The organism is Pantoea sp. 9140, from assembly GCF_000745295.1.
GTDB classification, from domain to species: Bacteria; Pseudomonadota; Gammaproteobacteria; order Enterobacterales; family Enterobacteriaceae; genus Pantoea; species Pantoea vagans.
The window spans coordinates 2,879,458-2,892,771 of sequence record NZ_JQNO01000001.1 but is presented as its reverse complement, the minus strand read 5'-3'; the positions used below and the strand labels follow the sequence as shown (position 1 = coordinate 2,892,771).

At 55.9% G+C, this 13,314-nt stretch carries 11 protein-coding genes; 9 read left to right on the top strand and 2 right to left on the bottom strand.

What is annotated here, in order from left to right; all coding sequences use genetic code 11:
• Nucleotides 1–384: 384 nt before the first annotated feature.
• The 4 genes from FA92_RS13345 to glnB all read left to right on the top strand — a co-directional run bounded on the left by FA92_RS13345 (nt 385) and on the right by glnB (nt 4,341).
• Complete coding sequence (locus tag FA92_RS13345) at nt 385–1,812, top strand: HAMP domain-containing sensor histidine kinase (protein ID WP_033783904.1); 1,428 nt, start codon at nt 385–387, stop codon at nt 1,810–1,812.
• A gap of 3 nt (nt 1,813–1,815) precedes the next feature.
• The gene (gene qseG, locus FA92_RS13340) at nt 1,816–2,484 is read left to right on the top strand and encodes a two-component system QseEF-associated lipoprotein QseG (protein WP_033783903.1); all 669 of its coding nucleotides are present in this window, start codon (nt 1,816–1,818) and stop codon (nt 2,482–2,484) included.
• Nucleotides 2,481–3,818, top strand: a complete 1,338-nt coding sequence (gene glrR / locus FA92_RS13335; RefSeq protein ID WP_162470138.1) for a two-component system response regulator GlrR — start codon at nt 2,481–2,483, stop codon at nt 3,816–3,818. Before qseG ends, glrR begins: the two co-directional genes overlap by 4 nt.
• Nucleotides 3,819–4,002: 184 nt before the next feature.
• The gene (gene glnB, locus FA92_RS13330) at nt 4,003–4,341 is read left to right on the top strand and encodes a nitrogen regulatory protein P-II (protein ID WP_003848647.1); all 339 of its coding nucleotides are present in this window, start codon (nt 4,003–4,005) and stop codon (nt 4,339–4,341) included.
• A 359-nt stretch (nt 4,342–4,700) separates the two neighbouring features.
• On the opposite strand, the gene hmpA is transcribed toward glnB, so the two are convergent.
• Nucleotides 4,701–5,885, bottom strand: coding sequence for an NO-inducible flavohemoprotein (hmpA, locus tag FA92_RS13325; RefSeq protein WP_033783902.1), 1,185 nt, complete (start codon nt 5,883–5,885; stop codon nt 4,701–4,703).
• 327 nt (nt 5,886–6,212) lie between these two features.
• On the opposite strand from hmpA, the gene glyA reads away from it, so the two are divergent.
• Nucleotides 6,213–7,466: a serine hydroxymethyltransferase gene (glyA, locus tag FA92_RS13320; RefSeq protein WP_013358744.1), complete on the top strand. Its 1,254-nt coding sequence runs from the start codon at nt 6,213–6,215 to the stop codon at nt 7,464–7,466.
• A gap of 444 nt (nt 7,467–7,910) precedes the next feature.
• Nucleotides 7,911–9,059 (top strand): 3-phenylpropionate MFS transporter, encoded by a 1,149-nt coding sequence (locus FA92_RS13315; protein ID WP_033783901.1) that lies wholly within the window; start codon nt 7,911–7,913, stop codon nt 9,057–9,059.
• Here the strand turns inward: FA92_RS13315 and csiE are convergent.
• Nucleotides 9,041–10,309 (bottom strand): stationary phase inducible protein CsiE, encoded by a 1,269-nt coding sequence (gene csiE / locus FA92_RS13310; RefSeq protein ID WP_033783900.1) that lies wholly within the window; start codon nt 10,307–10,309, stop codon nt 9,041–9,043. The two genes, FA92_RS13315 and csiE, sit on opposite strands and share 19 nt — an antisense overlap.
• 155 nt (nt 10,310–10,464) lie before the next feature.
• Here csiE and FA92_RS13305 point away from each other — a divergent pair, with 155 nt between their 5' ends.
• The 3 genes from FA92_RS13305 to FA92_RS13295 all read left to right on the top strand — a co-directional run bounded on the left by FA92_RS13305 (nt 10,465) and on the right by FA92_RS13295 (nt 13,274).
• Nucleotides 10,465–11,091: a DUF1007 family protein gene (locus tag FA92_RS13305; protein ID WP_033783899.1), complete on the top strand. Its 627-nt coding sequence runs from the start codon at nt 10,465–10,467 to the stop codon at nt 11,089–11,091.
• Nucleotides 11,082–12,056 carry a nickel/cobalt transporter gene (locus FA92_RS13300; protein WP_033783898.1) on the top strand — a complete coding sequence of 325 codons (975 nt, stop codon included), beginning with the start codon at nt 11,082–11,084 and terminating at the stop codon, nt 12,054–12,056. The genes FA92_RS13305 and FA92_RS13300 overlap by 10 nt, the downstream gene beginning before the upstream one ends.
• 204 nt (nt 12,057–12,260) lie before the next feature.
• Nucleotides 12,261–13,274 (top strand): TIGR04086 family membrane protein, encoded by a 1,014-nt coding sequence (locus FA92_RS13295; protein WP_013358739.1) that lies wholly within the window; start codon nt 12,261–12,263, stop codon nt 13,272–13,274.
• Nucleotides 13,275–13,314: the final 40 nt, after the last annotated feature.

Here is a 13,314-nt window from a genome sequence, read left to right as displayed (position 1 = left end):
TGTGCTTATATAAGATTTTTCGCGACAGTCAGCGGGCGGGCCTGCTCAATTTGCTGAAAAATATAATGATTTATTTTCTGGCATGGAACTTGCTATACTCATGCAGCTGCTCATTCACCTGTTTATGATTGCCCCGCTTAGCGGATAAGAGCTCATAAAGCCCGAATGACGCACCAAACGGAGCCTGCCGTCCACCTGACCGATAATCGCTTGCGTTATCAAACACCGGACGTAACGTTGAGTAAGGCTCCACCCATTCTTACGCGATGCACTACGCGTCGTGCCAGCGGCAGGCCATTGAGCCTGCCGTTTTCTTTTGTTCCCCTTTCTTCCGCAGACAGAGTCCGCTAGCATCCAGACAGCGAATCTTAAGGAAGCGGCTGCGTGAAAAAATGGCGTTTATTTCCCCGTTCTCTGCGTCAGCTGGTGCTGATGGCGTTTGTCCTGGTGCTACTGCCCCTGCTGGTGCTGGCCTGGCAGGCGTGGGAAAGTCTCTCTGCATTAAGCGAACAGGCTGCGGACACCAACCGCAATACCTTTACCGATGTACGCAGAAGTGAGGCGATGGCGCGAACGGCAGTTGAGCTGGAGCGTAGCTATCGCCAGTACTGCGTGCTGGATGATGCCTCGCTGGCGCGCCTCTATCAGACTCAGCATACCCGCTACAGTCAGATGCTGAGCTCACACAGCGCGAGCCTGCCCGAACTGCCCGCCTTCCAGACCTTACAGGCGACGCTGCCGCTGCTGACGCCACTGAAATGTGACAATGGCAATCCGGTGCCGGTTGCCGCAGAGGCGCTGGATCGTTTTTCTGCGACCAATGCGCAGATGGTGCAGGACACGCGCGAGGTGGTCTTTTCGCGTGGCTTACAGTTGCAGCGCGAAATTGCCGATCGCGGCCAGTTTTTTGGCTGGCAGGCGCTGATTCTGTTTATCATCAGTCTGGCACTGATGACGCTGTTTACCGGCATGATTATCGGTCCGGTTAAGCGCATTGAACGGATGATCAACCGGCTTGGCGAAGGGCGGGCACTGGGTAACAGCGGGACATTTCGCGGTCCGCGCGAATTACGATCGCTGGGACAACGCATCGTCTGGCTCAGCGAGCGGCTTCAGTGGCTGGAATCGCAGCGTCATGAATTTCTTCGCCATCTCTCTCACGAGCTGAAAACGCCGCTGGCCAGCCTGCGTGAAGGCACGGAACTGCTGGCGGACGAAGTCGCCGGCTCGCTGAATGCCGATCAAAAAGAAGTGGTCACTATCCTCGACAGCAGCAGCCGTCATCTGCAGCAGCTGATTGAACAGCTGCTCGATTACAACCGCAAACTGGCGGATGGCCCGATCGCGCTGGAGCCGGTCAGCGTGGCGGAGATTGTGGAAGATGTCGTTAACGCACATGCGCTTTCGGCCCGCGCCAAACTGATGCAGACGGTCGTCGATCTTAAGGTCAGTCACTGCCTGGCAGAACCGATGTTACTGATGCGGGTCATCGATAACCTCTATTCGAACGCCGTGAACTACGGCAGCGAATCCGGTACCATCTGGCTTCGCAGTCAGCAGCAGGGCGATCGGGTCTGGATTGAGGTCGCGAATAGCGGCTCGCCGATTCCGCCTGAAGAGCAGGCGATGATTTTTGAACCGTTCTACCAGGGCAGCCAGCAGCGTAAAGGGCCGGTGAAAGGCAGCGGGCTGGGATTGAGTATCGCCAAAGATTGCCTGCGCCGGATGCAGGGCGACCTGACGCTGGTCTCCTGCGATCAGGCTGACGTCTGTTTTCGAATTGAACTTAACACCACAGCCGGGAAAGTCTGACTGATGAAATATTTACCCGCTTTGCTGTTGAGCACGCTGACTACGCTGCTCCTCAGCGGATGTACGACCTCCCCGGCCACCTCCTCTTTGCCATCAGGCCATCAGGTGGCGGAACCCGAGGTCAGAATCGCTGATTACCTGGCGACCCGCTGCAGTGACCTGTGGCCGATAGAAAATAAGACGGCGCTGGGTAACACCCTCTACTGGATGCGGGCGATCGACTGTGCCGAACGTCTTTCTCCCGCGGAGGCCCGTGCCGAAGCCCATCGCTGGCCGGCTGAAAACTGGTCGCGCGCCTTCAAGCAGGGCGTGCTGATGTCCAACGGCAACGTGACGCCTGTTGAACGTCGTCGCTATGTTGAAACCCTGGATCGCTACAGCAGCGATTTTCCGCAGTCCGTGCGCCCGCTGATTCAGCTGTGGCGCAGTAATCAGACCGCGCAGCTTGACCTCAGTGAAGCGCGCACCCGTTATGCCCATCTGCAGCAGAGCAGTGATACGCAGCTTGAGGCGATACGCCAGCAGATGGTGAAACAGCAGCAGCAGCTCAGCGACACGCAGCATAAGCTGGAGCGGCTGACTGACATCGAGCGCCAGCTTTCATCACGCAAAGCCCCGGATGTGTCTGACAGCGGTCACGGCACGGCACTCCCGCAGGATGAGGAGCAATGATGGTGAGACAAGCGGCAAAATTGCTGCTGGTGGATGACGATCCCAGCCTGCTGAAGCTGCTGGGCATGCGTCTTCGCAGCGAAGGATATCAGGTCACTACCGCGGCCAGCGGACCTGAAGCGTTACGTCTGCTGCAGAAAGAGAAAATTGAGTTGGTGATCAGCGATCTGCGGATGGACGAGATGGACGGTCTGGCGCTGTTTGGCGAAATCCAGAAGCGCCACACCGGTCTGCCGGTGATTATCCTGACGGCGCACGGCTCCATTCCGGACGCGGTCTCTGCCACGCAGCAGGGCGTCTTCAGCTTCCTGACCAAACCGGTGGACAAAGATGCGCTCTATAAAGCGATTGATGAGGCGCTGGCACAGCAGGCGCCGGTCAGCGATGACCGCTGGCGCGAAGCGATTGTCACCCGCAGCCCGCTGATGTTGAAGCTGCTGGAGCAGGCGCACATGGTGGCGCAGTCCGACGTCAGCGTGCTGATTAACGGTCAGAGCGGCACCGGTAAAGAGATGCTGGCGCAGGCAATTCACGCCGCCAGCCCGCGTAACGGCAAGCCGTTTGTCGCCATTAACTGTGGCGCACTGCCGGAGCAGCTGCTGGAATCAGAGCTGTTCGGTCACGCTAAAGGGGCGTTTACCGGCGCAGTCAGTGCCCGTGACGGTTTGTTTAAAACCGCTGGCGGCGGCACGCTGTTCCTGGATGAGATTGGCGATATGCCGCAACCGCTGCAGGTGAAATTGCTGCGGGTGCTGCAGGAGCGTAAGGTCAGGCCGCTGGGCAGCGATCACGATATTGAGATCGACGTGCGCATCATTTCAGCTACCCATCGCGATCTGCCAAAGGCGATGGAGAAGAAGGAATTTCGCGAGGATCTCTTCTATCGTCTGAATGTGGTGAATCTGAAGATTCCGGCGCTGCATCAGCGCACCGAAGATATCCCACTGCTGGCTAATCATCTGTTACGTCAGGCGGCAGAACGGCATAAACCGCAGATTCGCAGTTTTTCCGTCGATGCGATGAAGCGTCTGATGGCGGCCAACTGGCCGGGCAACGTGCGTCAGTTGGTGAACGTGATTGAGCAGTGTGTGGCACTGAGTTCATCGCCGGTGATTAGCGATGCGCTGGTGGAGCAGGCCTTAAGTGGCGAGAACAGCGCGTTGCCGACCTTTGCGGAGGCGCGCAATCAGTTTGAGCTGAACTATCTGCGTAAGCTGTTGCAGATGACCAAAGGCAATGTGACCAACGCCGCACGTCTGGCCGGGCGTAATCGCACGGAGTTCTATAAGCTGCTGTCCCGGCATGAACTGGACGCCAGTGATTTCAAAGAGTAGCGGGGGCGGCGAAGTGATACCGGGAGGTTGACTGATCAGGCCCGACGCAGAATGGCTGCAGTCAGCACAATCTGACAGCGCTTGCGGCAACCTGAAGAAACCCGGATATTACCGCCCGACAGCGCCAGTAACATTTATACTTGATAAACCCTCTGACCATGGAGGGAGTGAAAAAGGGTCTGACATGAAAAAGATTGATGCGATTATCAAACCATTCAAACTCGATGATGTTCGTGAAGCCTTAGCGGAAGTGGGCATTACCGGGATGACCGTGAGTGAAGTAAAGGGCTTTGGCCGCCAGAAAGGGCACACCGAGCTGTACCGCGGCGCAGAGTATATGGTCGATTTTTTACCCAAAGTGAAAATCGAGATGGTGGTGGGCGACGATATCGTTGATACCTGCGTCGAGACCATTATGCGCACGGCGCAGACCGGCAAAATCGGTGATGGTAAGATCTTCGTCTTCGACGTGGCGCGCGTAGTGCGTATCCGTACGGGTGAAGAGGATGAAGAGGCGATCTGATAACCTCTTTATCAGCATAAAGAAGCCCGCGCTGCGGGCTTTTTTTATGCTGGGACTTGGTGAGGTTGGCTTTGAAACCGAGCCCGCTCCGGGAACACGGTCAGATCGGAAAGACGCAAAACCCGCCATCCATGGCACGCTCGGCCCGCGCGATTACGCACCTCATGCCTGAGGTGCGCCCGTAAACGGGCCAACGCGCTGCGTTGTTCAAAAACGCTCCCGGCGTTTTTGTCCGTGTCGCGGGACGCTTTCCTCCTCTGCCCGTGTTCCCTTCGCTTTAGACTTATGTGCGGCTGCCTGGTTTACATTGGATTTGTTGGCAATTTAAACACGCGCTGCGAGCTTTTTTTATGGCTCAATCACATACCTTTGTGCGGCCCAAACAGCTCGTAATGAATACGAGTATCTGCCACACCGGCATCACGCAGTTGTGCCACCACATGTTGCATAAAAGGCAGCGGGCCGCAGAGGTAGAAATGGGTGTCAGGTGAGGTGAGACGTGCTGAAAGCGCGGTGATATCCATCAGACCCTGCGCGTCATAGCGACCGGCATCTTCAGCCGCGGGATCGCGGTACCAGACATGACTGACGAAATCGGCGAGCTGTGCGCCTGTGTCACGAACTTCCGCGCTAAACGCATGCTGTTTACTGTTATCTGCGGCATGCAGCCAGCTGACCAGCGCGCGGTGCTGGCTTGCTGCCAGCGCATGGAGCATCGCCAGCATCGGCGTCTGACCCACGCCTGCGGAAATCAGCGCTACTGGCGTGACAGGATCGACCTCAAGGAAGAAGTCGCCGTGCGGTGCGGCGAGCATCAGTTCATCACCCACCTTGCCATTCTGATGCAGCCAGCCGGAGACGGTGCCCTGCGCTTCACGTTTCACCGCGATGCGATACGCTTTGCCGTTGCTGAGATGCGTCAGCGAGTACTGACGAATCTGGTGATGTTCGAAGCTGGCAGGCTGCAGATGCACCGTCAGATACTGACCGGGCTTAAAGGCGGCGACCGGGCCGCCATCTACCGGCGTAAAGGTAAAGCTTTTAATCACATCGCTCTGCTGCGCAATCGCGCTGATGCGAAACGCCCGGGTGCCGCGCCAGCCACCGGTTTGCTGCTCTGTGGCCTGATAAATTTCCTCTTCGCGATTGATGAATACGCTCGCCAGTACGCCGTAGGCCTGGCCCCATGCCGCCAGCGCCTCTTCGCCTGGATCCAGCAGCTCTTTGATGGTGGCCAGCAAATTTTCACCGACGATGGCGTACTGCGCAGGCTGGATATTCAGGCTGGTATGTTTCTGCGCAATCTTTTCCACTGCAGGCAGCAGCGCCGCCAGATTCTCCAGATTCGCGCCATAGGCACAGATGGCGTTGAACAGCGCTTCACGCTGATCGCCGTTGCGCTGGTTGTTCATGTTGAAGACGTTTTTGAGTTCCGGATGGTGCGACAGCATGCGGTCATAGAAGTGGGCCGTAAGCTTTGGGCCGTAGGCAGCGATGGCAGGCAGGGTCGATTTAACGGTAGCGATGGTGTGGGCATCAAGCATAGAAGTAGCCTCTCAGATAAACATGCATTTTAAATGCATCTTATAGCCGCTTCGTCTGCGGTGTAAATAACCCAATGAACTTTCTGGTTGTCTGAGTGGCAACTTTTTAGTGCATCATGAAAAACCTTCGTCACAACCTGAAGAAAAATCGTGGCGTCTGAACGGGGTAAAAAGGTGTAAAAATGCCGTGCCAGCAGCCAGCCAATCGTTTGCGTAAAAAGAGGCGGTTCACCCTACCTTCACCTGTTAAAACGGTTTACACTGTGGGCCTTCGCCCCTGAAGGGGGGTAAATACCGTCAGAAAGTTAGCTGAGTCAGGAGATCCGGATGTTAAAGCGTGATATGAACATTGCCGATTACGATGCCGAGTTGTGGCAGGCAATGGAGCAGGAGACAGTGCGTCAGGAAGAGCACATTGAACTGATTGCTTCTGAAAACTACACCAGCCCGCGTGTTATGCAGGCGCAGGGTTCTCAGCTCACCAATAAATACGCTGAAGGCTATCCGGGCAAACGCTACTACGGCGGCTGTGAGTACGTTGATATCGTTGAGCAACTGGCGATCGACCGTGCAAAAGAACTGTTTGGCGCTGATTACGCTAACGTGCAGCCACACTCTGGTTCCCAGGCTAACTTCGCGGTTTACACCGCGCTGCTGCAGCCGGGCGATACCATCCTCGGGATGAACCTGGCGCACGGTGGACACCTGACTCACGGATCACCGGTTAACCTGTCCGGCAAACTCTATAACGTAGTGGCTTACGGTATCGATGAGACCGGTAAAATCGACTATGACGAACTGGCTGAACTGGCGAAAACCCACAAGCCAAAAATGATCGTTGGCGGGTTCTCTGCGTACTCCGGCGTCTGCGACTGGGCAAAAATGCGCGAAATCGCGGATAGCGTAGGTGCATGGCTGTTTGTCGATATGGCACACGTTGCTGGCCTGATTGCCGCAGAAGTCTATCCAAGCCCGATTCCACATGCGCACATCGTGACCTCCACCACCCACAAAACGCTGGCGGGTCCGCGCGGCGGCATCATTCTGGCGAAAAACGGCGACGAAGATTTCTATAAGAAACTGAACTCTGCTGTCTTCCCTGGCGGGCAGGGTGGTCCACTGATGCACGTTATCGCCGGTAAAGCAGTTGCCTTTAAAGAGGCGATGGAGCCAGAGTTCAAAACCTACCAGCAGCAGGTGGCAAAAAACGCCAAAGCGATGGTAGAAGTGCTGATCGAGCGTGGCTATGACATCGTGTCTGGCGGCACCCATAACCATCTGTTCCTGATCGATCTGGTGAGCAAGAACCTGACCGGTAAAGAAGCCGATGCGGCGCTGGGCCGTGCCAATATCACGGTTAACAAGAACAGCGTGCCAAACGATCCGAAAAGCCCGTTTGTGACGTCCGGTATCCGTATCGGTACACCAGCAGTTACCCGTCGTGGCTTCAAAGAAGCAGACGTGCGTGAGCTGGCTGGCTGGATTGCCGATGTGCTGGATAACATCAATGACGAAGCAACCATTGAGCGCACCAAGAAGAAAGTGCTGGATATCTGCAGCCGTCTGCCGGTCTACGCTTAATCGCTAACCTGTTGTGAGACAGAATAAAAAAGGATGGCATCTGCCATCCTTTTTTATTGCCTAAAAAACGAGTGCGAAAAAGCTGCAAGACCTGAGTTGCTCAGGAAACACGGTCAGATCGGAAAGTCGCTAAAGCCAATCCCTGGCCGCTCGGCCCGCGCAATTACACACCTCATCCCTGAGGTGTGCCCGTAACCGGGCCAACGCTTTGCGTTGTTTAAAAACGCTTCCGGCATTTTTGTCCATGGCGCGGGACGCTTTCCTCCTCTGACCGTGTTTCCTGCGCGTTAAAACTTAGAGGTAGCGGTAAGAGGCGCTCTGATTTGGACTGGTTAGTGCTCTGAAAGGATGGCATCTGCCATCCTTTTTTATTGCCTGTCCCGCGGCGCTCTGCCAGAGTAGCGCCCACTCATGCTGCGAGGCAGCACACTTGCTGGAGGGAATATGGCAATCGGCTCCGCCAGATGGCTCGGATTGGGCTACTTCACTTACTTCTTCTGTTACGGCATCTATCTGCCATTCTGGGGCGTGTGGCTGAAAGGCACCGGCCTGGATGCTGAGAAGATTGGCCTGCTGCTTGGCTGTGGTATGGTCGCGCGCTTCGTCGGTAGTCTGCTTATCGCTTCTCAGGTTAAGAATCCCAGCCGGTTGATTACGGCGCTGCGTCTGCTGGCGTTGATGACCTGCCTGTTCGCCGCCGGTTTTTGGGTAGGTGAGCAGTGGATGTGGCTGCTGACTGTGATGATCGGCTTTAACCTCTTCTTCTCGCCGCTGGTGCCGCTCAGTGATGCGCTGGCCGCGACCTGGACACAGCAGATTGGGCTGGCGTACGGGCCGGTGCGGCTGTGGGGATCGCTGGCCTTTGTAATCAGCTCGGCGTTAACCGGCGTGCTGGTCAGTGCTTACTCCTCTCAGGCTATTCTGCTGCTGCTTTCCGTTGGTGTCATCGCCATGCTCGCGGGCATGATGCTGAGACCGGCCACCCAGCCACAGGGTCATGAGCGTCAGAGTGCTGCGGGCGGCGGCTGGCAGGAATGGCGTGATTTGCTGCGTGAAAATGCAGTATGGCGATTTATGCTCTGCGTAACGCTGCTGCAAGGCGTGCACGCTGCCTATTACGGCTTCAGCGCTATCTGGTGGCAGGAGAGCGGCTACTCCGCCTCGACGGTGGGTTATCTCTGGTCGCTGGGCGTAGTGGCGGAAATTATCGTGTTCGCTCTGAGCAGCCGCCTGTTCCGCCGCTGGAGCGCGCGTGACCTGCTGCTGCTTTCAGGCATCTGCGCGCTGATCCGCTGGGGCCTGCTGGGAGCCAGCACCGCGTTGCCGCTGCTGATTGTGGCGCAAATCCTTCACTGTGGCAGTTTCACCGTCTGTCATCTGGCGGCGATGCGCTTTATCGCGGCGCGGCAGGGGGCGGAAGTGATCCGGCTACAGTCGCTCTATTCCGCGCTGGCGATGGGCGGGGGTATTGCAGTAATGACCATGATCTGCGGCGTGCTGTTCGCGCATCTGCAGGGGCATCTTTTCTGGGTGATGGCACTGGTGGCCCTGCCCGCACTGTTCCTGCGTCCCGGCTACGACTCCAGTAAATAACGAATGCGCTGCTGATGGTGCAGCGTCAGCGGCAGTTCCGCATGCACCAGCGGCGGAGAGAACAAGGGCAGCGAAGTCGGGTAGGGCGAAATGATGATGTCGACATCCCGCGGCGCGCCGTCCCGCTGAAACTGCTTGACGTCCAGGTAGGAAATATTGACAGGCAGCAGCGTGATCTCCCGGATCTGCTGCTCCACATCCTGCTCCAGGTCGGCGTCGTCGCCGGTCAGGATCAGCACCTGCTTTTCCTGCAGCGCATTCTCCTGCATCAGCCAGGCACCAAAAATAATGGTGACTAAACTCACCTCTTCCGGCGTAAAAGTAATGTTGTAGTGCTGCTCAAAAGCCTGCAGGGCCTGCTGAGTGGTGCGCAGCAGGCGAGGATAGAGGCGGCTGACATCCAGTGCGACGCTATTGTCGATACCGATAGTAAAGTGAGTGCGATCGAGCGCCTGCGCCAGATGCGGATAGAGCTGGTGCAGCAGTTCGTCGCGGTCAGCAAAGGTGATTTCGGCGCAGGCTTCAAAGTCATTGATCAGTTGCTGCGTCGCGTTCATCAATTGCTGCTCAGCAGGATGGGTAATTACGTCCACGACCGGCGTATGAATCTGGCTGAACAACAGCGTCCAGAAGTCGGTTTCACTGACGTGCGGGGCAAGATGGCAGCGTTTTCGCCAGTGATGTATCACATCTTCGGCGGCCTGCCGCTCAGGCTTCTGCTGAAGCCAGAGAGACTGCGCCTCACTGAACAGCACCGGCTGACGCTGGCACAAGCCATACTTCATAAATATCTGCAGAAAAAGCCGGTCGCGTTCGCTGAAATCACGCTTCAGACGCAGGCTGCAGTGCTGAATCAGCGCCTGTAAATTGGTCTCATCCCACAACGCTTTTTCAATCTTCATGACCTTCAGGCGCTGACGCAGCGGCGTGGCAAAATGCTGGCAGACAAAGTCCTGCGATAAACGCAGACTGCGTCGCAGGTTGTGCAACAGACAAAGGCGCCGGTCCAGCTCTGTACCATGAAGACGAAAGCTGCCATCCACCATCTGATGCAATTCCAGCTGGTGATATCGCTGTATCTCAAGGCCTACATCCGCGATATCCTGTCGGGCAACGGCAGGATCGATGCCATTCAGTTGGCAGATTTTTTCAAGCGTAAGCACGGGTGCGGGCAAAAACAGCAACAATAAAAGATGGCACTGACGCTGTGAACGGGTGAAGAGTGGTGCCAAAGGGGTAGCAGAACTCATCAATCAGATTTCCAGCAGGCTAATTTGAGCTAAGCGTAGTCAACCCGGTCAGCGCCCGCGCGGTTTATGCGGTTTATTTGCCGGAGGTTTAAGGCGGGTCACAAAATTTTGTTACTTATAGATTCTTTTCTTCAGGAACGTTACTTTATAACATTATGAAACGCGCACTCTTTGCCTTACTGATGGTATTAAGTCCGGCTCTGCTGGCCCATCCTCACAGCTTCATCGACATGAAAACCGAGCTGGTGGTGCAGGGTGACACCTTTACCGGATTAAAGATGACCTGGACTATGGATGAGATCACCTCCGCTGACCTGCTGTATGACGCGGGCGAGGCCAGGCCAGGCAGCGTGGTGTGGAAAAAGCTGGCGGCGGGCGTGATGGCGAACGTACTGGGCCAGCACTACTTTTCTGAAATCTGGCACAACCAACAGCGGGTAAAGTTTTTGAATCTGCCAACGGAATATAATCTGTCGCGTAGCGGCCACAAAGCGGTGCTGGAATTTGTTCTGCCGCTGGCGGAACCCCCGACGCTGGCCGGGCAGCGCTTTGAGATCCTGACCTTCGATCCCACTTACTTCGTCGATATGTTCTATGACAATCCCGGCGCGTTAACGCTGCCGCCGGCGTTACAGACCCGATGCAAATTTGCGCTCAATACGCCAAAACCCAATGATTCTCTGAAGCAGTATGCGCTGTCGCTGGATAAAGCCGATGCGCCTGCGGAGGAGATGGATTTAGGTCGCCAGTTCGCACAAACGGTGGTACTGACATGTCAGTAATCTCCGCACCCCTGCGGGCTTCACGGCTCTGGCCGCTGTGGTTGCTGGCGGGACTCTTCATCGGCGGCGCATTGCTGGTCTGGCTTTACTGGTCGCAGATTCTGCTGCAGAGCGTGTTGTGGCAGAAAGATCTGCACCGCCAGATGACCCAGCTGTTACAACAGGTGGCGGAGCAGCCCAACAAGGCGGGCCTCTCGCTGGTGATATTCAGCCTGCTCTATGGCGTGCTGCACGCGCTGGGTCCGGGCCACGGCAAAGTGGTGATCGCGACCTTTCTGGCAACTCATCCTGCAAAAGTGAAAACCAGTATCAGGCTGACGCTACTCGCCTCGCTGTTGCAGGGTTCGGTGGCGATTGGGCTGGTGACGGTGATGCTGGTGGTGCTGAAAACCTCGTCGCGCCAGCTGCATCTCAGCAGTTTCTGGCTGGAGAAGGGCAGTTATCTGCTGGTGATTGGGCTGGGCGTGATGATCGGGTATCGGGCGCTGCGTTCACTGTGGCGGGCATTGCGTCCAGCTCCGGTATTTCGTGCCTTCCGGCCCCACCATCAGCATGATGAGCATTGCGGCTGCGGGCATGCGCATCTGCCAACCCCGCAGCAGATGAGCGGCAACGTTAGCTGGAAAACCCAGCTGCTGGTGGTGGTGTCGATGGGATTACGTCCCTGCTCCGGCGCGATTATGATGCTGCTGTTTGCCAAAGTGATTGGTGTTTATGGCTGGGGCATTCTCTCTGCTTCCGTGATGGCGGTCGGCACGGCGCTGACCATTTCGGCGATTGGCCTGCTGGTGCAGCAGGCGCGCTCGGTGGCGCAACGGCTGGCACAGCCTGGTGCAGTCTCAGGCATCTCGCGACTATTGTTGCCAACGCTGGCCTTAACCGGTAGCCTGATTTTAATTGTGGCGGGCATCGCATTATGGCAGTCAGCACAGCTGACGGCAGGCGGCGGAATTCGACCTTTCTGATTATAAACGCAGCGGGAATAAAATTCCCGCGGTTATCCTTACCTCGCTAATTATCTCTTAATTCATCTCTTTATTTTTTTCTCTGGGCAGTTTAGTGGAGAAATGACTATTCCCTGTCTACGCTGTTAATACCAAAACGGCATTCCGCCGTCGGGATGATAAAAGATCAGAGCCGTTTTCTGTTTATTGCGAGGAGTATATTTCATGGCTGATACCCGTATTAATAATGGCTACACCGAAACGCTGGCGACCGGGCCGGCAGGATTACCGTTAAAACGTATTTCCTGGAGCGCGGTGTTTGCCGGTGTTATTTGTGCATTAATCGTTCATATCATTCTGACGCTGCTGGGAACCGCCATTGGTGCTACCACCATTGATCCGATGAAAGAACAGAATCCGCTGGACGGCCTTGGTACTGGCGCGCTGGTCTGGACGGCCATTGAAATGCTGGTCGCGATGGCGGCGGGTAGTTATGTTGCCGGTCGACTGGCACAGCGTGAAGGCGCACTGCACGGTTTACTGATGTTTGGCCTTAGCACAATTTTCACTATTTACCTGGCAATTGCGCTGGCAACCAGCGTATTAGGTGGCGCGATGAATATTGTGGGTTCAGGCTTCCAGGCACTGGGTAGTGGTATTTCCGCCGCTGCGCCTTCGGTCACTCAAATGGCAAAAGAAAAGCTGCAGGAAAATAATATTAATTTAGATAACCTGCAGAACGAACTGGAAACCACATTACGCCAGACTGGTAAGCCGGAATTACAGCCAGAGAATTTGAAGCAGGACGCAAATAAAGAAGCGCAGAATGCGGAAAACCAGGCTAACAACACCGCGAACCATCCGCAGACAGCCGATACCGATCTGACTAACTGGGTCAAAGGTGTGATGGATCGTCATTCAGATACCCTGCAGGCAGCCGACCGTGACGCACTGAAAAATATCATCAAAGCGCGTACCGGTAAAAGCGATGAGGAAGTGGATCAGATCGTTGCGAAAACCGAGCAGAGCTATCAGCAGGCCGTTCAGAAGTATAATGAACTGAAACAGCAGGCTGAGCAGAAAGCACGTGAAGCGGGTGAAAAAGCCGCTGCTGCGACCGCTAAAGCGAGCTGGTATGCCCTGATTCTGCTGATCATCGAAGCCGTACTGGCTGGTGTCATGGGTATGGTGGGTCGTCGTACTCAGCCCCGTCAGGTGCTGGCACACGAACGTCGTTAATCATCACTGATTAGCAGGCAATAAAAAAGGCGGCTGATAA

Excerpts from the sequence above, each read along its gene's own strand:
- qseG (WP_033783903.1), top strand. The coding sequence starts at position 1,816 with ATGAAATATTTACCCGCTTTGCTGTTGAGCACGCTGACTACGCTGCTC.
- glrR (WP_162470138.1), top strand. The coding sequence starts at position 2,481 with ATGATGGTGAGACAAGCGGCAAAATTGCTGCTGGTGGATGACGATCCC.
- glnB (WP_003848647.1), top strand. The coding sequence starts at position 4,003 with ATGAAAAAGATTGATGCGATTATCAAACCATTCAAACTCGATGATGTT.
- hmpA (WP_033783902.1), bottom strand. The coding sequence starts at position 5,885 with ATGCTTGATGCCCACACCATCGCTACCGTTAAATCGACCCTGCCTGCC.
- glyA (WP_013358744.1), top strand. The coding sequence starts at position 6,213 with ATGTTAAAGCGTGATATGAACATTGCCGATTACGATGCCGAGTTGTGG.
- FA92_RS13315 (WP_033783901.1), top strand. The coding sequence starts at position 7,911 with ATGGCAATCGGCTCCGCCAGATGGCTCGGATTGGGCTACTTCACTTAC.
- csiE (WP_033783900.1), bottom strand. The coding sequence starts at position 10,309 with ATGAGTTCTGCTACCCCTTTGGCACCACTCTTCACCCGTTCACAGCGT.
- FA92_RS13305 (WP_033783899.1), top strand. The coding sequence starts at position 10,465 with ATGAAACGCGCACTCTTTGCCTTACTGATGGTATTAAGTCCGGCTCTG.
- FA92_RS13300 (WP_033783898.1), top strand. The coding sequence starts at position 11,082 with ATGTCAGTAATCTCCGCACCCCTGCGGGCTTCACGGCTCTGGCCGCTG.
- FA92_RS13295 (WP_013358739.1), top strand. The coding sequence starts at position 12,261 with ATGGCTGATACCCGTATTAATAATGGCTACACCGAAACGCTGGCGACC.